Source organism: Paenibacillus haidiansis, from assembly GCF_036553665.1.
Classification (GTDB): domain Bacteria; phylum Bacillota; class Bacilli; order Paenibacillales; family Paenibacillaceae; genus Fontibacillus; species Fontibacillus haidiansis.
Genome location: NZ_JAZHPZ010000028.1, coordinates 1 through 19,678, shown reverse-complemented (window position 1 = coordinate 19,678; position 19,678 = coordinate 1). Strand labels below are relative to the sequence as shown.

Annotated in this window: 11 protein-coding genes; all 11 read right to left on the bottom strand. The window is 51.7% G+C overall.

Annotated features, from left to right (window positions below; genetic code table 11):
- Nucleotides 1-3,962 (bottom strand): pre-toxin TG domain-containing protein (locus tag V3851_RS26365; RefSeq protein WP_331849394.1); only part of this gene is annotated, 3,962 nt, incomplete at its 3' end.
- A 12-nt stretch (nucleotides 3,963-3,974) separates the two neighbouring features.
- Nucleotides 3,975-4,301, bottom strand: a complete 327-nt coding sequence (locus V3851_RS26360) for a WXG100 family type VII secretion target (RefSeq protein ID WP_331849393.1) — start codon at nucleotides 4,299-4,301, stop codon at nucleotides 3,975-3,977.
- Between the two features lie 12 nt (nucleotides 4,302-4,313).
- Nucleotides 4,314-4,592 (bottom strand): WXG100 family type VII secretion target, encoded by a 279-nt coding sequence (locus V3851_RS26355; RefSeq protein WP_331849392.1) that lies wholly within the window; start codon nucleotides 4,590-4,592, stop codon nucleotides 4,314-4,316.
- On the bottom strand, nucleotides 4,589-5,392 hold the full coding sequence (locus V3851_RS26350) for a hypothetical protein (RefSeq protein WP_331849391.1): 804 nt from the start codon (nucleotides 5,390-5,392) through the stop codon (nucleotides 4,589-4,591). Before V3851_RS26350 ends, V3851_RS26355 begins: the two co-directional genes overlap by 4 nt.
- Nucleotides 5,393-5,420: 28 nt before the next feature.
- Nucleotides 5,421-6,797: a protein kinase domain-containing protein gene (locus V3851_RS26345; protein ID WP_331849390.1), complete on the bottom strand. Its 1,377-nt coding sequence runs from the start codon at nucleotides 6,795-6,797 to the stop codon at nucleotides 5,421-5,423.
- Between the two features lie 21 nt (nucleotides 6,798-6,818).
- A complete protein-coding gene (locus V3851_RS26340) occupies nucleotides 6,819-7,109 on the bottom strand; it encodes an EsaB/YukD family protein (protein WP_331849389.1) in 291 nt (96 codons plus the stop codon).
- Nucleotides 7,110-7,126: 17 nt separating this feature from the next.
- Nucleotides 7,127-7,879 (bottom strand): vWA domain-containing protein, encoded by a 753-nt coding sequence (locus V3851_RS26335; RefSeq protein ID WP_331849388.1) that lies wholly within the window; start codon nucleotides 7,877-7,879, stop codon nucleotides 7,127-7,129.
- Between the two features lie 80 nt (nucleotides 7,880-7,959).
- A complete protein-coding gene (locus V3851_RS26330) occupies nucleotides 7,960-8,232 on the bottom strand; it encodes a WXG100 family type VII secretion target (protein ID WP_331849387.1) in 273 nt (90 codons plus the stop codon).
- A 101-nt stretch (nucleotides 8,233-8,333) separates the two neighbouring features.
- Nucleotides 8,334-12,380: a type VII secretion protein EssC gene (gene essC / locus V3851_RS26325; RefSeq protein ID WP_331849386.1), complete on the bottom strand. Its 4,047-nt coding sequence runs from the start codon at nucleotides 12,378-12,380 to the stop codon at nucleotides 8,334-8,336.
- A gap of 2,081 nt (nucleotides 12,381-14,461) precedes the next feature.
- Nucleotides 14,462-14,911: a hypothetical protein gene (locus V3851_RS26320; protein ID WP_331849385.1), complete on the bottom strand. Its 450-nt coding sequence runs from the start codon at nucleotides 14,909-14,911 to the stop codon at nucleotides 14,462-14,464.
- Nucleotides 14,911-19,659: an RHS repeat-associated core domain-containing protein gene (locus V3851_RS26315; RefSeq protein WP_331849384.1), complete on the bottom strand. Its 4,749-nt coding sequence runs from the start codon at nucleotides 19,657-19,659 to the stop codon at nucleotides 14,911-14,913. Before V3851_RS26315 ends, V3851_RS26320 begins: the two co-directional genes overlap by 1 nt.
- Between the last annotated feature and the right edge of the window lie 19 nt (nucleotides 19,660-19,678).

Sequence of the window (19,678 nt, the reverse complement as noted above, 5' to 3'; positions counted from 1 at the left end):
TAGACATAATAAGCCTTCGGCGTCCCTTCCTCGTCCAGTTCCATCAGCACCCGGCTGAGCTCGCCCAGGTCGTCGACCACATACTGGGTCGTCTTGCCCCTCCAACTCATGGAGGTCCGATTGCCGAGCATGTTATAAGTATAGCGCGCCTTCCCGGATTTTACCAAGCGGTTACGGGCGTCGTATTCATACGAAGCCATGCTCTCCCCGTTGCTCTTGTAGAGCAAATTGCCGTCCGCATCCATCTCCACCGGATAATCCCCAAGGGCGTGCAGCCGGTTATCGGAGGTATAACGGAAGGAAGAGGCGTTACCCTCCAAAGAGTCTCGGGTTAAGGTCAGGTTGCCGCCCAGGTCGTACTCGTAGCTGACGATTCGCCCTTTAAACGCTCCGCTGCTTAAGCGCCGCAGCTTATCATACGTATACTGCTTGTCTTCCTCCTGAATGATTTGGCCGATCTCGTTATAGGTAAGCCGGAACTGCTGCAGCATGATTCCTTGGGCCGTGCTATCCTGAATGCGGATCAGCTGCCCCGCGGCGTCATACGTCCGCTTCTCCTTGCTCCCGTTGGTTCGGCAAGTCTCGATCAGCTTGCCGCTTTGGTCATAGCTATAACGGGTCAACCGGCCGCGCCAGTCCTTGACTTCCACCATTTCGCCGGCCGCGTTATAGCGGTAGTGCACCTGCTTGCCGTCCGGGTAGGTAAGCATCGTCAGGCGGCCAGCCGCATCATAGCTGTAGCCGATCGTATATCCCAGCGTGTCCGTGCTGGAGACCAGTCGTCCGGCGGCGTCATAGACGCGGGACATCACGGCTTCGCCTTCCGTCAGGGAGGTCACGCGTCCGTTCGCATCATAATCAATGCGGATATCACCGGCTTCGTCCTCCAGACCGATGAGCCGTCCGGCCACATCGTAACGGTAGGCGGTCGATTGCCGCCGGGCATTCATCCGGCGGGCCAACAGTCCCTGCAGATCGTAGGCATACGTGATCCCGTGGCCCGAGGCGTTCTTTTCTTCGAGGAGTAAACCCGTACGGTCATAACGCAGCTCGGTCCGGTTGCCGTTTCCGTCTTCGTAAGCCGTGACTCTCCCTTCCCCGTCATACTCTTGACGGTAGTGGGCCTGTTCCGCTTCCTCCACTTCCGTCAGCCGGGAGAGCGCATCATATTTATACCGCGTCACCCGTCCGGAAGCGTCGCTGACCTCGGTCACCCGGTTGATTTGGTTGAACCGGTAGCTCGTGGTGTGACCGAGCCCGTTGGTGACGGCAATCGGGTTCCCCGCCGGATCGTACGTCAGCTGTCTGACGAGGCGTCCTTCCCCGTCAATAACCGCCTGCAATCTTCCTGCCGCGTCATAGTTGTACTGTGTTCTTCTCCCCAGCGGATCGATGACCGCAATCAGCCGGTCGCCCAAGTCATACTCGAGTGTCGTTTGCTCTCCGTCCGGATGGATCTCAGCTACAAGCCGGTCAGCGGCATCGTAGCGGTACTCCGTGGTGTGGCCCAGCGGGTCCGTCACGCTCGCCGGTTTCCCGGAAGCCGTATAGGTGTAAATCGTTTCCGCCCCGAAAGGGTCCTTGCTGCCGATCAGGTGATCGTCGGCGTCATACCGATACTCCCAGGTGTGCCCGAGCGCATCCTGCGTACGGATCAGGTTGTCATTGCCGTCATATTCGCGTGTGAATGCCTCGCCGAGCGCGTTTCGCACCACCGCGATCCGCCCGGCTTCGTCCACCGCGACCTCGCTCGGCCGCCCTTCCGCATCCTCCCAGGCGGCAAGCTCTCCGTTTGCTCCATAGCGGAACTTGCGGACCGCGCTGTTAAAATCGCGGTAGAACGATTTCTGCCCTTCGGCCGTGTATCCCATTTCCGAGCTGCTTCCGTCCGCCCGGATCACGCTCACCAAGCGATGCCGTTCATCGTATTGATAGCTCGTTTCATGACCTTCGGCATCGATTTCCTTCACCAGTTGATCCCGCTCGTTATACTCAAAGCGAGTCTGATGCCCAAGCTCATCCATGTACTGGATAAGTCTTCCTCGTTCGTCATAGAGGCGGGAGACGATCCGTCCGTCCGAGTAAGCGCAGCCTATTTCCTGACCATGCTCATTGTATGTATAGTTGACTTTACTGCCGTCCGGATAGGCGATTTCCGTGAGCAGGCATTCGCGATCATGGACATACCGCGTTTGGTATCCCAGCGGATTGGTGAAGGTGGTCACGATTTGTCCCGGGAGCGATTCCGTATCATATTCCATATAGGAAATCTGGCCGTTCGGATCCTTCTGGGCCACGATCCGGTGATAGACGTCAAACGTGTTCTCGAATTCCAGCTTCCCGTCCGTCGCCACCTTTAGGATCCGGCCGTCTTCGTCGCAAAGGATGTCCGTGGCTTGTCCGTTCGCATCCACGAGCCGGCTCATGTGGCGATGCTCGTTATACTCGAATCTCACAGTCCGCTTGGCATCTTGGACCGCGATAAGCAGTCCACGCTCATCATAGGTAAAATTTAGGATTCTGCCGGTCAGTTGATCGGTCATTCGCTCCGTGAGCCCTGGCTCGTTCTGCTCTACCCGAAGCGTCTGGCCTTCCACGTTGACCAGCTCAACCAGCCGGCCCTCTTTGGAGAACAGGAATGTCTCCTGTTTCTTCCGGTGGAACAGCTTGTAGCCGTCCGAAACCGGGTGCAGCTCGTCGAACTTGGCATCGAGGTCGTTCGTCCGGTAGATCCCGTCGCTTCCGAGCTCGTACTTGTTATTTCGGGCGGCGTTCCAAAACACCGTGATAACGCTCGGGCTTTCCGCGGAAGATTCCTCTCCAAATTGCAGGGACATTGCATAGTTATGGGTCCACGCCGCCCCCATTTCGCTAACCTGCAGAAGCCCCGAATTGTACTGGAGGATAATCGGCCACGTCGCTGCGCCATACAGCTTAAGCACCGTATGGCTGATCAGTTGGTCGCCCGTTCCCATGTGAATCGGGTCGCCCGTCATACTGCAATTGTTCCGGGTCGGGAGATCCTGGGTCTGCTTTTTGGCGGCATCTACCCCATTCGACGCGCTGGACGCCGCCTTCTTCGCATCGCTGAGCTGATCGGCCGCCTTGGATGCATCGCTGACCACCTCTCCGGCCGCATCGGCGGCTTTGCCCGTCTTGGACATGCCGGCAGCCACCGCTGCGGCAGTTCCTGCGCCGCCGACAGCGACGGCGGCGGCCGCCTCCGCAGCGCTCAGCCCGTCCGCAGCTCTCGCGGCCGTCTCAGCATAATCCCCGGCCTTGGCCGTATCCGCCGCCGTATCGGCCAGCTTCGCGGCGTCGCCTGCCGCATCACCGGCCTTGCTTGTACCGCTGACGACGTTGGCAATGTCGTCCCCATGGCTGAGCGCTTCCGCCGCCACATCATCCACTTTGCCCAATACACTGGCGACCTCGTCGCCATGCTTGGCCACAAAATTCACGACTCCGACAGCTTCGTCGGCAACCTTCAGCACTTTGGCCCCGTTACGCACCGTCTTGCCGAGCGGGCCGGCAATCGCCAACAGCCGTTCCCACGCGGCCAGCTTCTCGCCGGTAATTAAATCGCGACCAGTAATTGCTTCGACGATCCCTTTCGCGTTCCCGATCACCGGGACAAAATCGAGCGCAATACTGACGCCCGTCTTGAAGAGTTCCCACCATTTCCCGGTTTTCAGCTTCTGGCCATACGCGTCGTCCTCCGCAAATTCCTCCCCTTTCCGCTTCGATAGATCGGACAGCTTCAGCAGCTGCTCATTCAGTTCGTTCAGACTCTGGCTGATTCTCCGAAAATTGCCGTCCACGTCGGAGCGGCTGCGGCTCTCCAGCGTCAACCGATTCATCGCCCGCTGCAAATCCGACCGGATATCTTCGATTTCGCCGGCCGCCGTTTTCAATGTTTTCCCGGTTTGCTTCAAATCTTCCGGATTCAATTCGATCTTCAAACCGTCATCCTCCTATTTGTACTTGGCTGCACGAGCCGCAGCTTCGCGTTCCCGGCGCTCTTGTTCCCTTCTCCGGTCCTCCGCAAGATCGGCCTGACGAAATGCTTCCGCAATTCTTTCCAGTTGATCGGCGAACGCCTCCATTTGTTCGCTTGTCCGGGTCAACTTCGTATAAGCCTCCTGAAATCCCGAGGCAAACCTCTGATACGAACTCCCTGCCCACAGCATATTGCTAACGCTGTTCTTCATGCTGGATCCTTCATTCAATAAACTTCTGCTTCCGTTGCGAACTTGTCTGGCGATGCTTTCCAGAACCGCAACATCGACCCGTATTGGCATGACGATCCCTCCTTAAGTACTCTCGTCCGTTTTTCTGAATCTTTCGGCAATGGCGTTTAACTCGTCCCCTACGCTCTTTAGCAATGTAGCTGCGCTCTCCAACTGCTTATGCGCGTCCTGATAGGAGGAATAAAATCTTTCACGGGAGTTCCCCTCCCAGTCCCCCTCGAGTCCATCGATCAATGACTTCAAATCCTTCGCCATCGTCAGGTTCTGCTCGCAGCATTGCAGAAAACGGTCTCCAATCGTTTTAATTTGCTCCGGTTCTATTTTGATGCGGGTACTACTCATGATCTTGCCCCCTCGTTAACCAAATCGAATTTCATGGCCAGTTGCTCCAGCGCTGCAATAATAGGCTCCGGACGATATTGCCTGATGGAAAGACTGTTCTCTTCCGGCTCGGTAAGAAGAAACATATCTTTGCCCGATTGGCGATAGCGATAGCTCGCTTCCTCCCAACTGAACCCGATCCTGTTCCAAAATGCCATCGTTCCCGAACGATCCGGATTCTTTTCCATGCGAAGCACAAAATCCATATCCTCCGGCGCAATTTGACGTTCTTTCAGACAAGTCTCTTTTTCCGGCTCGGATAAAGCATCCCAGGCATTACTATTTACATTTTTCAGGAGCAACTGAAACGGCGTCTCCCCTCGCAGCGTAAGCGGAAAAAACTTGGCGAGAATATTCATCGTCAATTCCGGGTTTGCAACCGGAGCGATCGTGATCATGCCATCCGTATTCCAGGTCCGTTCAACTACCAAATTGGGCGTAAAATAAAGAAATGCCTCGTACGGCTCATCCGGCAGGATCGTCTTCTTCAAGTAAACGGCGGTATCCGATCCGCAGCAGGCCAAGCATATGCTCAGCACTTCGTTCATTTCCAATTCTTCCGATCCCTCCTTTTCATTAAGTATGGCTTTGTCCAAAAGCCGCCGCTTTACTTTCGCAAATTCCTCCTCCAGTTCCTCAATCAGATATCCTTGGAATGGATCTTTAAATCCGGCAATCGATTGAATGCCCAGCATTTGAGTCAGAAAAAAGAATTCCGAGACGGTTAAATGAAAAGCTTCCTCTTTCGCTATCTCAACCATTCGCCACCCTCCTCCTTATAAAGCAAAGTCAGATCAAATACACCACTACAGCGATTAAGAGAATAACCAGCGACAATCCCAAAAGCACGATCCATAGTTTCGCATACAGATTAGTTCCCTCCTGGGTTGTGGCCTTGTATTGCTGTTGTATCTTACCAATATTTGTGGGTCGTTCCGCTTCAGGGATATCCATCTTTTCCTGAATCATCGTCATGACCATTTCAATCTCTCTCCGTAAGGATGAACCCTGCTGGAGCGAGTCGATCAATCGGCCATAATCCCACAGCGCGGCAGCCAGCTTGCCTTGCATTTCCGACGCCCTCGCCCGGTTCAGCATGCTCTCCATTTCTTCACTAAGCATCCGCTCCACGGAATCTCTCTGGTGGATTTCGTTCTCCGAATCCTCTCGAATGATCGCCAAGGTATCCGGTTCTTCGGCAGAAGAATCATCGTTTCTTTCATCGTCTATGGCTTCCGATGCCCGTTTGGCGGCCTGTTCCAGACTTGAGGCTAGAGCGACCGACCATTCCCCGAAAGAAGGACACTGCTGCGGCTGCTCCGCACTCCACAATCTTTCGAATAGCCCGCACACGGATGTGCCATACAAACGCTCAAGCGTCCGAACCATCAATTGCTGCCGTTCATTCGGCTGCTGAAGCTCCTCCGGGTTAAAATAACTGTCTTCCCAGCACTTTACACGTATTTCCGGGTCCGACCAGGTCAGCATCTCGGCCAGTAAAATGCCGCCCGAAAATCTGTCGGCATACGGACTCCATTGCCATTCCGGCCGCACCATAAACGGAGCTTTGTAGCCATCCGGCACATCCGGGAAATCATCCGGTTCCTCAAGCTTGTTCATATAGAGATCTTCCAGGTCCACCAGTTGTACACAAGGCTCTTCTGCCGATGTCTCAATCAGGACATTAGAAGAAGACAGATCGGTGTGGGCCAGTCCGTTCTCTTCCAGCCCCATCATGATTTGAATAAAACTCTCGGCCATTCGTATACTGTGTTCCAATGAAATCTCTTGCCCGGCGATCAATAGATCGCTCCAGGTGTCCCCGTCTATCCAGGGCATCTGGACGGCATATAACAACTCCGGGTATGTACCTAACAACTCTTTGTTTTGTTGCGGATGAATTACCATTCGGGAACAGGCCTTCAATCCGGGGAGGGTCGAGTACTTTGCCAGAAATTCCGCCTTATTCACGATCGTAGGATAGCGGAATGAAGGCCGAAATACTTTTAAGGCAAACGCTTCTCCGTCATCCTGACGTATTATTTGGTATACCGTGCCCTGACGACCCTCCTGACCATAAGGCACACCGGCGAAACGGGGATGCTCTTCAACTCGGTAATTGCGTCCTTGCAGCGAAAATAAATCATCTTGTTCGGGTGGAAACAATTTGTCGTCACCTTTTCTACATTAATCGATTGTGCGGGTTGAAAAATTTTGGCTTTTCTCAATACGGAGGTAAGCGCCGTCCGTCACTTTTAGTTCGTCCAGGGTGCAACTTATGTCAACCGGCTTCCAGTGCTGATCTCCGCTGCTGATGAAATAATGAAATTCCTTCTCGATAAAAGGATAAGGTCCCCATTCCTCAAGGCCAGGCAAAATTCGCTGCAGGACTTCCCTCAGCGGCACATCTCCCGGCAGCTCCAGATCCGCGAATCTTCCTGTCGACTCGATCGTTAAGGTGAGCACCGTTGTATTCATGATCTTCTCCCTTTCCGTTATCTAATGGGGGTCGCCGCGGACATTTGAAATCCCAAGGAAACCAGGTCCGCGCTTGTCCCCGGCAGCATCATCAGGGCTCCTTGCCGAATGGAGTAGGCGGACTCCATCATCAATTCACGGTAAGATTCCGGCAGCACCGAAGACATCCGTTTCAACTTCTCGGTGTACGGATCGCCGGAGAAACTGCCCGGCATCATACCGCCCCATGCCTTAATATCCCTGATCTTCCCCCCCGCGGCCTCGTCGGTAATGAATATATTCTCAACGAGCACATTGCCGTCATCGACCCGCATCGCCTTGATCCGCTCGGCAATCGGTTCCGGGTCCTCTCCCGTGTAAACCCCGTCCGTCATATGACAGACAAGCGGCGCCGGACCATGCTGTAAATTCGGAAGCTCCGACAGCAGAATCTTCTCAGCTTGTCTAAATGCCTTGGCCGTGTCGGTAAAACGCTTTGGATACAACTCCGGCAAGCTTCCGCTATTGGCAATTCGATCGATGGATTTTACACCGTCAAGAAGATCGTAGACTTCGTCACTATAGGCCAAAATGGCTAACCGGTACCTTGGCGAAAGGCGCGAGCCTTTTGTCGAACGATAGACGATTTGCCGGATTGCGGTTCTTAAAGCCTCATTAACGATATCCATTCTTCGTCTGCCTTCAAATTCCAGAGTCATAGAGCCGCTGATATCCAGTAAATAAATGATTAAGGCAGGCGTTTCGGCGGTTGCTTGAATTTGGTAACTCACAAGCATTCATTCTCCTTCTATTGCGTACTGCAGATATAGTAAAGACCAGGTAAGCAAATACCTGGCCTTTTGTAGTTACCTTAGCTTTGTTGATCCGCAGTTCTGAACCGGGTCGCGATCGTGTTCAACTCTTTGGCAACGTCGCGCAGCATCGTTATGTACACTTCCATGTTCTTCTTATCTTGTTCGTATTGGTTGAAGAATTTCTGCTGCGTCATCCCTTCCCATTGGCCCTGCATCGACTGGATCGTGGAGTTAAGTTTGTTCTTCATCTCTTCGCTTTGCTGAGCACTGGTATTAAACAGGTTTGCGACGTTATCGATTTCTTCCGGTGTAATTAAAATACGAGCCATTACATATCCTCCTTAAATATCAATAAATAATAGAATCTAATAAAATAGTACCAATGATCCCAGTATTTATCAATGAAAAATTTGGTAACTTTCGTCGAAAATTATAACTGTCCAACCCTTTCGACCCATGCCGAATTAACCAGATTCACTTGCTCGATAAACTGCTCGTTGCCATGCGAGAAAGCGTGGGCTATTTTCACGCGTTCATGCTTCCGTTTAACATAAAAACCTTCTCCGGACGGAAGCATCTTGCCGCTTTGGTCATACGGAATTTTCATATTAAACAATTGGGCTTCGCTCAGATCCGTAGTGCCAAGCAGCCAGCCGATCTGCGCGGATTTGATTTCTTTCAACCATGCATCCCAGTTCTGATTCATGTCATTGGCCTGACCTGCGGCCACGATATAAACGCCGTATTCTCTACCGTATCTAGCAATATATTCGAGCTTCTCTGTCAACGTATAATTGGACGAGATCCGCTTAGCCATCACGTCGGCATCGTCGATCAGCAGCATAAGGCGCGGCAAAGCGGCTACTGTCGATTCGGACTGGACTCTAGTTTCAATTTCCTGCTTCAGCTCCGTCAGAATTTGCTCCAAAGCCCGCTCATCGGAAGCGAATCCCCGAGTATGAGCCAAATTCCTTAATGAGCCCAATCCGGGAGACGAACGGCGAATATCAAACAAATACAAATGCAGTTCCTCCGGTGAGAATTGACGGGCAGTCGTGATGCCAAGCGTCATCAGCATCGAGGTTTTGCCGCTCTCCATTCGTCCGCCGACAATAAAATACGGTCCATCGTCCATATTCCAGGAAAACTCTCGTAGATTCGCAACTTGCAAACCGAGAATCAGCGTCCCCTTCGCCCGATTTGCGGCTTGATTTGCAGCTTCGTTCCAGATTTCCTCCAACGGAATGGTATCCGGCAATACCCGAATCGGTGCCGGTTTGGAACCCTTCCAGTTGGCATCCAACTGCTGCAAGTGCTCTTTTACCAGTTTGGCCCTTGTCGACTCGTTGGCCGCATCTACAGGCAGCGCCGTTTGGAATTCATAAGGCGGAATATGGCCTTTCACAAACCCGCGTCCTTCCGGAAGATGCCCGGGATTCTTGGCTAAACGGCCCACCGCGTAATGGTAATCGGCGGCATCGGACAACAGGAACGACACCCCATTGGGGAAGTTGCTGCGTACCTTGTCGGGAATATCGGATACTCGGTTGGCCGTGAGAAGGAAATAAACCCCGTAACTGGAGCCCTCCCGGAATAGCACTTCCAATTTATCGTGGAGAGTCTCATATTGCTTTCTGAAATTGACATAACCATCGATAATGACAAGCAATGCCGGCAGTTTATTGTTCGTATCATTGCAGTATGCCAGCCGCGACTTCACGCCCGCTTCCGCAAACAGCGTCTTCCGGCTCAACAGCGCTTCTTCGAGCATGGCGACCAGCCGGACGAGCTTCTCCTCTTCCTCGTCAAGAATCACATCCCCCGTATGCGGCATGAAGAGATAGTCTTTAAGCATTCTGCCGAAATCCATCGCATAGACATGGATATCTTCCGAGGTGCAATTGCCGGTCAGCGAGTAGAGCAGCGTTTGAATAAACGTCGTCTTCCCTGTCCCCGGCATGCCGTATACGACCCAATTCCCCGACTCGATATCGAGCCTGAGCGGATATTGGGTTTGATTGGCCACGTCGTCGATCAAGCCAACGGTGGGATAAATCGGCTTGTCCGAAATTTCCGCAGGCTCCGGCACTTGATCTAGCGTCAAATATTGCGGCAGGGGTGGCAGCCATGGCCCCGGCAAACGGTTAATCCCGGCTTGTTCGCAGTATTCTGCAATAGACTTAATAAGAACGCTTAGCTGCTTTTCCTCGATTCCCGTCGCTTTATTGTCGCTATTCTTGGCCTGCCCCGATGTAACGATATCCAGCGGGTTGACGATTTTGGCACGTCTGCCGTCCAAACCCAATTTATGGGCCGTAAAGGCGGTTTGCTGAACCGATTTGTTCGGGTCGTACGGTGCGCCGCTCCAGGCAAATTGCACCAGCTCAAACACTTCGTTGCTGCCTACCTGCAAATAACCGCGTCCAGGAGTCGTTATGTATGCGGCATCGCTGATCTTCAGCATTTCGCGGCTGTCTCCCTCGTCTTGCACCCGTAAACATACCCGGTATCTGGAGTTGCTCCAAATCTTGTCGTCGACGACCCCGCCCGGCTTTTGCGTAGCGAGGAGCAAGTGAACGCCCAACGTTCTCCCGATGGCCGCAATGGATACCAGCTCGCTCATGAATTCCGGCTGGTCTTTCTTCAACTGGGCAAACTCGTCGATAACGATAAACAGATGCGGGAGAGGCTCCTCGCTCCTCCACTCCGTCTTGTAGTACTCGTCGATATGCTGCACATTGCCGGCGGCGACGAACAATTTCTGCCTCCGGTTTAATTCGGCCTTGAGCGAAACTTTGGAGCGTTCAATCAGCCCTTCTTCTTCCAGGTTTGTAATCGTCGCTATCACATGTGGCAGGTCAGCAAACGTATTCGACATACCGCCGCCTTTATAGTCGATCAGCATAAGCGCAAGATCATGAGGGTGATATTGAACGGCCAAGGATGCGATCATGGACTGGATGACTTCACTTTTCCCCGAACCGGTTGTTCCGGCCATCAATCCGTGCGGGCCGTGCCCTTTCCGCTCGATTTTGTCGTGGAGATTCATGATGACAGGCTTCATGCCGCCCCTAACTCCCACAGGAAAAGGAAGCGTATTCGGATATCTGTGCTCTTCCCACTTACCGGCAACATTCAGTTCATCAATCTTCTGAATCCCGTATAAATCGAACAACGTCAGGACACTGACCACTTCATCCGCAGAGCTTGTCTTCACCCGGTACGGCGCCGCAACTCGCGCAAAATGGTCCGCTTCCCCTGAAGACATTCGGTCAGGCTTAAACGGCTGGACATAGGGAACTTCATCTTTCGGCTTTGCATATGTCGTTCCCGCGGAACCTCCCGTGACGTTGGTGGATCGCATGACCGCCTCTTCCCCGTTCAATTCAACCACCAATTGGCATTCCTTCGGAAGCAGATCCCGCCGTGCGGCCAGCACGATGGACGTCGCTCCGATCGCGTCACCTTCTTTCATCAGCAGCGGCAAGATCGGCTCGTGCTCGAGCATTTCAATATAAGGAAGCAAACAGACGAAAAAAGGAAGCGCCTGCGACTGCTCTTGCTCTTTCATCCATAACCGGCGCTGCAGCAGCGAATGAAGCTGTTCCAGGACCTGAGCCTGGTACCCCCCGTCTTGGAACAGATAACGGCTCGATCTCTTGTCGTCCCAAATGTGCGGAAGCCAGCGAAGCCAGCCCCATTCTCCCGTCTGCATTTTGCTCATAAAAGCCGCCAGCTTTACTTCATCCGGCGAATGATGCGTGGCGATCTGAGTGACCAAAGCTCTGCAGAACCCTTTCATCTCTTCCTCATCGCCGACGATCCCCACGACTCTATATTTGTTCAAATCCAAGAGTGCCGGGGCATTCGGAATGGTGGAGAATCGTTCGGCCAACTCGTTGGCCCTTTCGATCAGCGGGTCCTTTTCAATCCCTTCGCGCTTTGGAACCGAAATTTCAAAACCGCTGGGCACCGTGCCGATGCCCGCTCTAATTTTCAGAAAGTCAAAATCCTGAGGAATCCGTTCCCAAATTGAAGGGCTTTTGTCGATAAAAGCTTTCGTACAAAATTGAGGCTCCAAATGAGTCTGGTGCCAGTTTAGAATCAGCTCATTCTTCCAGTTCTGCAACTGTTCGCGCTGTTCGTTTAAATGCGCATCGTATCCTTGATTCCGTTTCTTAATGATGCGTCTATGCTTGCCTTTCTGCTGCAAATGAACCAATACCGGAACGAAATAAGACGCCACCATCGTACAAAGCGAGATCATCTGCACAACGACGTAAGAGGCATTCCCGGCCCGCTTATAAAACATCATCATGGCGGCAGCCCCGGTTACCGTAACGATAATGGGAACCATGATCGAAATCAGATTCAATGAGGGAGGTTGCGGAATATTCGGCGGTCGAAACACTTCGAGCTTGCGTTCGCCCTGCTCTTTAATAATTCGGGGCGATCTGCGATAGTAAAAAGAAGACATGCCTCAAACCAACTGCCTTTCATTAATTTAAGGAATATTAACCTATGCCAATAGTCATAGGAAAATTATATCACCTAAATTCTGAGAATTTTGTCGAAATGTGTAGGCTGTTGGTTAAAATTGAAATGAGAAAAGCTCCGCCGGAATATTCCAGGGGAGCTAGTAAGTTTAAGTCTTATTTACATCTATGTTTTTTGATCGTATTAATAATTTCATCTAAATAAACTCATCTATCGATTGGTTTAGTATGACGGGCGCGACATATTGAGAATAGTTCGAAATGCCATTGAAATCCGTTACTAATGGAGAATCCCAACAAGTCTACAATTTTAGTGGGTAGTTTCAAGTTTTAGTCACCTCTAAAATTTAATGCACACTACATCGATAATTGTATCTGAATGAATAGGCCCTTTCCTTGCTCCTCCACCTGTTCTTCCTCCTTGAATAAATCCATACCTCTACTAGGTATTGTTTCTATTGATGATCTAATTCCATCAAGACTTGGAAGTCTGAATTGGACAGTAACGAATGGACCTTATCGCGAAATGCTGCCCAACTCGTCAGTGAACATTGCCAACTTTCTTAGGACAACTTGGCTGTTTGTTAAGCTATTTAAATTCGTCAACTGCTCCAATCCACATATCCCCCCGGCCTACGATGCGTCACCTTGCATCCAAACTGCATAATGATCAGCCTTATTGTATGAGAGAATAGACCGTTTCGAGGAAGTGGATTGCCCACATCTTAGCAACCCACTTACAAACTCCCAACGGATCCTCATACCCCCAACGCCTCCCCATTAAACATAAGCAACCGGTTCAAGGTCTGTCTATCAGTGAGATCGCTGAGAATGACTTCTCGGTCCAAGAACCGTTTCAGTTCCGGGATCGTAGTAACGAGCCCACAAATGGTCCCCTTGGTAATAACCTTATAATTCTTTCGTAATTTCATCTAAAAATTTTAATGTTGAAAATTCTAATTGTCTATCGAATAACTTCTATATCAAACCCTTTAACCTGAGTTAAGTATTTAAAGATATTAGTCAAAATCACTTCCCGTTTTTCTGAGGATATTATTTCATGATCATGTGGCGACTTCTATTTTTTTATCTTCTCATAATATAAACATGGAGTTTTATCTCGAAAATCAATTTCTACCGACATAATATGATCACCCTCTGAATACTCCAAGCTATAAAAATGAGGAATTGATATTTTGTAACTTTGCTCGAAGCTCATTCTAATAACCTCCAGTGAGAACATTAACAATATCCGTATTTTCAAGTAATGCTGGGTATTCAACTGTATTAAAAATGCTACTTGGTCTAGCACTTTTTACGAAACCTACTGCAGTTCCAGATGCACTTTGAGCATACCTTTGGGAAAGTCTTCCCCATACAGCTGAAGCTTGCTCAGTAGTTAGTGGGCTTCCTTCTTCAAATAGCTTAAGTTCATCTAACCACTTACCTCCCGTTGTTTGTTCAAGGGTTGTTTTCCCATTTAAGATTGCAAATTCTTCTGCCCTTGCTCTGTTTCCCGGCCCTGAGTAAAAAACAGCACTATTTCTTTCTGTCGATACATCTAGTTCCTCAACTTCATGTTATAAGTATAACGTCACCTACCATATTTTACCATTTGGTTGCCAGGGTCAAGGCCCTCCCCGTTACTCTTGTAGAGCAGATACCGTCCGTATCCATCCCCGCCGGATAGTCTCTCAACTTACAGGCGTTAGAGGTATAACGGAGAGAAAAGGCGTTACCTTCTAAAGAATCGCGGGTAAAGGTCAGGTTACCGCCCAGGTCGTACTCGTAGGTGACGATTCAACCTTTAAACGCTCCACTGTTAGTTAAGATGCTGTTTTTCTATTTTATCTCCAAATAAAGACAGTTCATTTACAAAGAAACCTTAAATGGCATGGAGCCATTCAAGGTCAGTGGTAAATGCTTCTCTTTTTTACCCGCTTGGTGTTCATCATTAGTTTTCGTATAATTACTTCGCAGAATCTATATATCCTTTTACCTCTTCGCTAGTTTATATTAATGAGTTTTTGAATTATATTATTCTTTTTCAACTTAGTTATTCTTATTGTGAATTGTAATCTAAATTTAATAATTCACAAGATATTTTTAACCAACTTATCTGAGGAGATGTAAGAATAATTTCTCCAACATTTTGCAATTCCTTTGAATTGCATCTGTTACAAAAAACCACAGCATCATCTAATATGAATATCTTCCCATTTGAGCTTTTTTCAATATAATAACTCAGTTTGGAATTGAACTCCTTTGCAATTCTCATAGTTATTTGATCATTATACTTAAAATTTGGAATAAGTTTTTGCATTAAATCCAAGTAACCCCCCTTAGTATAAGTGGGAAGCCATTTAATCTCGTATCCATCTTTTTCTTTATATTTTACTATATCATCCCCGTTTGACATAAAATATTCAAACTCGTGTCCGCACGACTTACACATATAAATATCTTTTTTTATCCAATAAATTCCGGGTATTTCAGGGGGGCAATATTTCATTATTGTAAAACCTCCAGTATCGATACTTTTTTAGGATCAAAAATCACAGTATTGACACCTTTAAAACCTTGTTCTTTAGCAGCATTTGATAAAAATGTAATTGAATCGTACCCATGCTTCCTGGCAGCTCTTGCTATAGCTTGACCCATATCATAATCAATAATTCCTCTATTAGTGACATCCAGATTCTTGCCCGTATCTGCAATTATCTTTAGGATTGTTCCGCCTGGTCTCTCTGCTAGGGCTGTTTCGGGAGAATCAGCTAAGTAAACCCCTCTCCCAAATCTGTTATTTTTCCATGCTGCTTGTGGATTTGGCAAATCTGTTCTAAATCCATTTTCTTTCATTATGTCAACTACAGTTGGGTTTGCAGAGTGATAATATACGTCACTTGTCCCCTCTATCTCACACTTAAACAACCCCAAAGGATCCACATACCCCACTGGATCGCCATTGACATAAGCATACCGGTTCAAGGTCTGCCCGTCGGTCAGGTCGCCGAGGATTACGTCCCGATTTAGGAACCGTTTCAGTTCCGGATCATAGTAGCGGGCCCGCATGTAATACAGCCCGTTCGGGTCGGTCATCACGCCGTCCCGGCCGTTGTATTGGAACGGTTGGGAGGTACTGCCTTCGTGCTGCTCCAATGCGCCGTAGATTCCATACATATATCGGTCCGTGACTCTGCCGGTTTCGTCGGTGAGTAAGGTCGTGCTGCCCCGGATGTCGCTATGGTAGCTGAGGTAACTACCGTCCGCATCTTCCCGGCCGATCAGGCCAAGGCCGTAGACATAATAAGCCTTCGGCGTCCCTTCCTCGTCCAGTTCCATCAGCACCCGGCTGAGCTCGCCCAGGTCGTCGACCACATACTGGGTCGTCTTGCCCCTCCAACTCATGGAGGTCCGATTGCCGAGCATGTTATAAGTATAGCGCGCCTTCCCGGATTTTACCAAGCGGTTACGGGCGTCGTATTCATACGAAGCCATGCTCTCCCCGTTGCTCTTGTAGAGCAAATTGCCGTCCGCATCCATCTCCACCGGATAATCCCCAAGGGCGTGCAGCCGGTTATCGGAGGTATAACGGAAGGAAGAGGCGTTACCCTCCAAAGAGTCTCGGGTTAAGGTCAGGTTGCCGCCCAGGTCGTACTCGTAGCTGACGATTCGCCCTTTAAACGCTCCGCTGCTTAAGCGCCGCAGCTTATCATACGTATACTGCTTGTCTTCCTCCTGAATGATTTGGCCGATCTCGTTATAGGTAAGCCGGAACTGCTGCAGCATGATTCCTTGGGCCGTGCTATCCTGAATGCGGATCAGCTGCCCCGCGGCGTCATACGTCCGCTTCTCCTTGCTCCCGTTGGTTCGGCAAGTCTCGATCAGCTTGCCGCTTTGGTCATAGCTATAACGGGTCAACCGGCCGCGCCAGTCCTTGACTTCCACCATTTCGCCGGCCGCGTTATAGCGGTAGTGCACCTGCTTGCCGTCCGGGTAGGTAAGCATCGTCAGGCGGCCAGCCGCATCATAGCTGTAGCCGATCGTATATCCCAGCGTGTCCGTGCTGGAGACCAGTCGTCCGGCGGCGTCATAGACGCGGGACATCACGGCTTCGCCTTCCGTCAGGGAGGTCACGCGTCCGTTCGCATCATAATCAATGCGGATATCACCGGCTTCGTCCTCCAGACCGATGAGCCGTCCGGCCACATCGTAACGGTAGGCGGTCGATTGCCGCCGGGCATTCATCCGGCGGGCCAACAGTCCCTGCAGATCGTAGGCATACGTGATCCCGTGGCCCGAGGCGTTCTTTTCTTCGAGGAGTAAACCCGTACGGTCATAACGCAGCTCGGTCCGGTTGCCGTTTCCGTCTTCGTAAGCCGTGACTCTCCCTTCCCCGTCATACTCTTGACGGTAGTGGGCCTGTTCCGCTTCCTCCACTTCCGTCAGCCGGGAGAGCGCATCATATTTATACCGCGTCACCCGTCCGGAAGCGTCGCTGACCTCGGTCACCCGGTTGATTTGGTTGAACCGGTAGCTCGTGGTGTGACCGAGCCCGTTGGTGACGGCAATCGGGTTCCCCGCCGGATCGTACGTCAGCTGTCTGACGAGGCGTCCTTCCCCGTCAATAACCGCCTGCAATCTTCCTGCCGCGTCATAGTTGTACTGTGTTCTTCTCCCCAGCGGATCGATGACCGCAATCAGCCGGTCGCCCAAGTCATACTCGAGTGTCGTTTGCTCTCCGTCCGGATGGATCTCAGCTACAAGCCGGTCAGCGGCATCGTAGCGGTACTCCGTGGTGTGGCCCAGCGGGTCCGTCACGCTCGCCGGTTTCCCGGAAGCCGTATAGGTGTAAATCGTTTCCGCCCCGAAAGGGTCCTTGCTGCCGATCAGGTGATCGTCGGCGTCATACCGATACTCCCAGGTGTGCCCGAGCGCATCCTGCGTACGGATCAGGTTGTCATTGCCGTCATATTCGCGTGTGAATGCCTCGCCGAGCGCGTTTCGCACCACCGCGATCCGCCCGGCTTCGTCCACCGCGACCTCGCTCGGCCGCCCTTCCGCATCCTCCCAGGCGGCAAGCTCTCCGTTTGCTCCATAGCGGAACTTGCGGACCGCGCTGTTAAAATCGCGGTAGAACGATTTCTGCCCTTCGGCCGTGTATCCCATTTCCGAGCTGCTTCCGTCCGCCCGGATCACGCTCACCAAGCGATGCCGTTCATCGTATTGATAGCTCGTTTCATGACCTTCGGCATCGATTTCCTTCACCAGTTGATCCCGCTCGTTATACTCAAAGCGAGTCTGATGCCCAAGCTCATCCATGTACTGGATAAGTCTTCCTCGTTCGTCATAGAGGCGGGAGACGATCCGTCCGTCCGAGTAAGCGCAGCCTATTTCCTGACCATGCTCATTGTATGTATAGTTGACTTTACTGCCGTCCGGATAGGCGATTTCCGTGAGCAGGCATTCGCGATCATGGACATACCGCGTTTGGTATCCCAGCGGATTGGTGAAGGTGGTCACGATTTGTCCCGGGAGCGATTCCGTATCATATTCCATATAGGAAATCTGGCCGTTCGGATCCTTCTGGGCCACGATCCGGTGATAGACGTCAAACGTGTTCTCGAATTCCAGCTTCCCGTCCGTCGCCACCTTTAGGATCCGGCCGTCTTCGTCGCAAAGGATGTCCGTGGCTTGTCCGTTCGCATCCACGAGCCGGCTCATGTGGCGATGCTCGTTATACTCGAATCTCACAGTCCGCTTGGCATCTTGGACCGCGATAAGCAGTCCACGCTCATCATAGGTAAAATTTAGGATTCTGCCGGTCAGTTGATCGGTCATTCGCTCCGTGAGCCCTGGCTCGTTCTGCTCTACCCGAAGCGTCTGGCCTTCCACGTTGACCAGCTCAACCAGCCGGCCCTCTTTGGAGAACAGGAATGTCTCCTGTTTCTTCCGGTGGAACAGCTTGTAGCCGTCCGAAACCGGGTGCAGCTCGTCGAACTTGGCATCGAGGTCGTTCGTCCGGTAGATCCCGTCGCTTCCGAGCTCGTACTTGTTATTTCGGGCGGCGTTCCAAAACACCGTGATAACGCTCGGGCTTTCCGCGGAAGATTCCTCTCCAAATTGCAGGGACATTGCATAGTTATGGGTCCACGCCGCCCCCATTTCGCTAACCTGCAGAAGCCCCGAATTGTACTGGAGGATAATCGGCCACGTCGCTGCGCCATACAGCTTAAGCACCGTATGGCTGATCAGTTGGTCGCCCGTTCCCATGTGAATCGGGTCGCCCGTCATACTGCAATTGTTCCGGGTCGGGAGATCCTGGGTCTGCTTTTTGGCGGCATCTACCCCATTCGACGCGCTGGACGCCGCCTTCTTCGCATCGCTGAGCTGATCGGCCGCCTTGGATGCATCGCTGACCACCTCTCCGGCCGCATCGGCGGCTTTGCCCGTCTTGGACATGCCGGCAGCCACCGCTGCGGCAGTTCCTGCGCCGCCGACAGCGACGGCGGCGGCCGCCTCCGCAGCGCTCAGCCCGTCCGCAGCTCTCGCGGCCGTCTCAGCATAATCCCCGGCCTTGGCCGTATCCGCCGCCGTATCGGCCAGCTTCGCGGCGTCGCCTGCCGCATCACCGGCCTTGCTTGTACCGCTGACGACGTTGGCAATGTCGTCCCCATGGCTGAGCGCTTCCGCCGCCACATCATCCACTTTGCCCAATACACTGGCGACCTCGTCGCCATGCTTGGCCACAAAATTCACGACTCCGACAGCTTCGTCGGCAACCTTCAGCACTTTGGCCCCGTTACGCACCGTCTTGCCGAGCGGGCCGGCAATCGCCAACAGCCGTTCCCACGCGGCCAGCTTCTCGCCGGTAATTAAATCGCGACCAGTAATTGCTTCGACGATCCCTTTCGCGTTCCCGATCACCGGGACAAAATCGAGCGCAATACTGACGCCCGTCTTGAAGAGTTCCCACCATTTCCCGGTTTTCAGCTTCTGGCCATACGCGTCGTCCTCCGCAAATTCCTCCCCTTTCCGCTTCGATAGATCGGACAGCTTCAGCAGCTGCTCATTCAGTTCGTTCAGACTCTGGCTGATTCTCCGAAAATTGCCGTCCACGTCGGAGCGGCTGCGGCTCTCCAGCGTCAACCGATTCATCGCCCGCTGCAAATCCGACCGGATATCTTCGATTTCGCCGGCCGCCGTTTTCAATGTTTTCCCGGTTTGCTTCAAATCTTCCGGATTCAATTCGATCTTCAAACCGTCATCCTCCTATTTG

Bases quoted from the DNA above. Each gene is read 5' to 3' on its own strand.
- V3851_RS26360 (WP_331849393.1), bottom strand. From the start codon at position 4,301: ATGCCAATACGGGTCGATGTTGCGGTTCTGGAAAGCATCGCCAGACAA.
- V3851_RS26355 (WP_331849392.1), bottom strand. From the start codon at position 4,592: ATGAGTAGTACCCGCATCAAAATAGAACCGGAGCAAATTAAAACGATT.
- V3851_RS26350 (WP_331849391.1), bottom strand. From the start codon at position 5,392: ATGGTTGAGATAGCGAAAGAGGAAGCTTTTCATTTAACCGTCTCGGAA.
- V3851_RS26340 (WP_331849389.1), bottom strand. From the start codon at position 7,109: ATGAATACAACGGTGCTCACCTTAACGATCGAGTCGACAGGAAGATTC.
- V3851_RS26330 (WP_331849387.1), bottom strand. From the start codon at position 8,232: ATGGCTCGTATTTTAATTACACCGGAAGAAATCGATAACGTCGCAAAC.
- essC (WP_331849386.1), bottom strand. From the start codon at position 12,380: ATGTCTTCTTTTTACTATCGCAGATCGCCCCGAATTATTAAAGAGCAG.
- V3851_RS26320 (WP_331849385.1), bottom strand. From the start codon at position 14,911: ATGAAATATTGCCCCCCTGAAATACCCGGAATTTATTGGATAAAAAAA.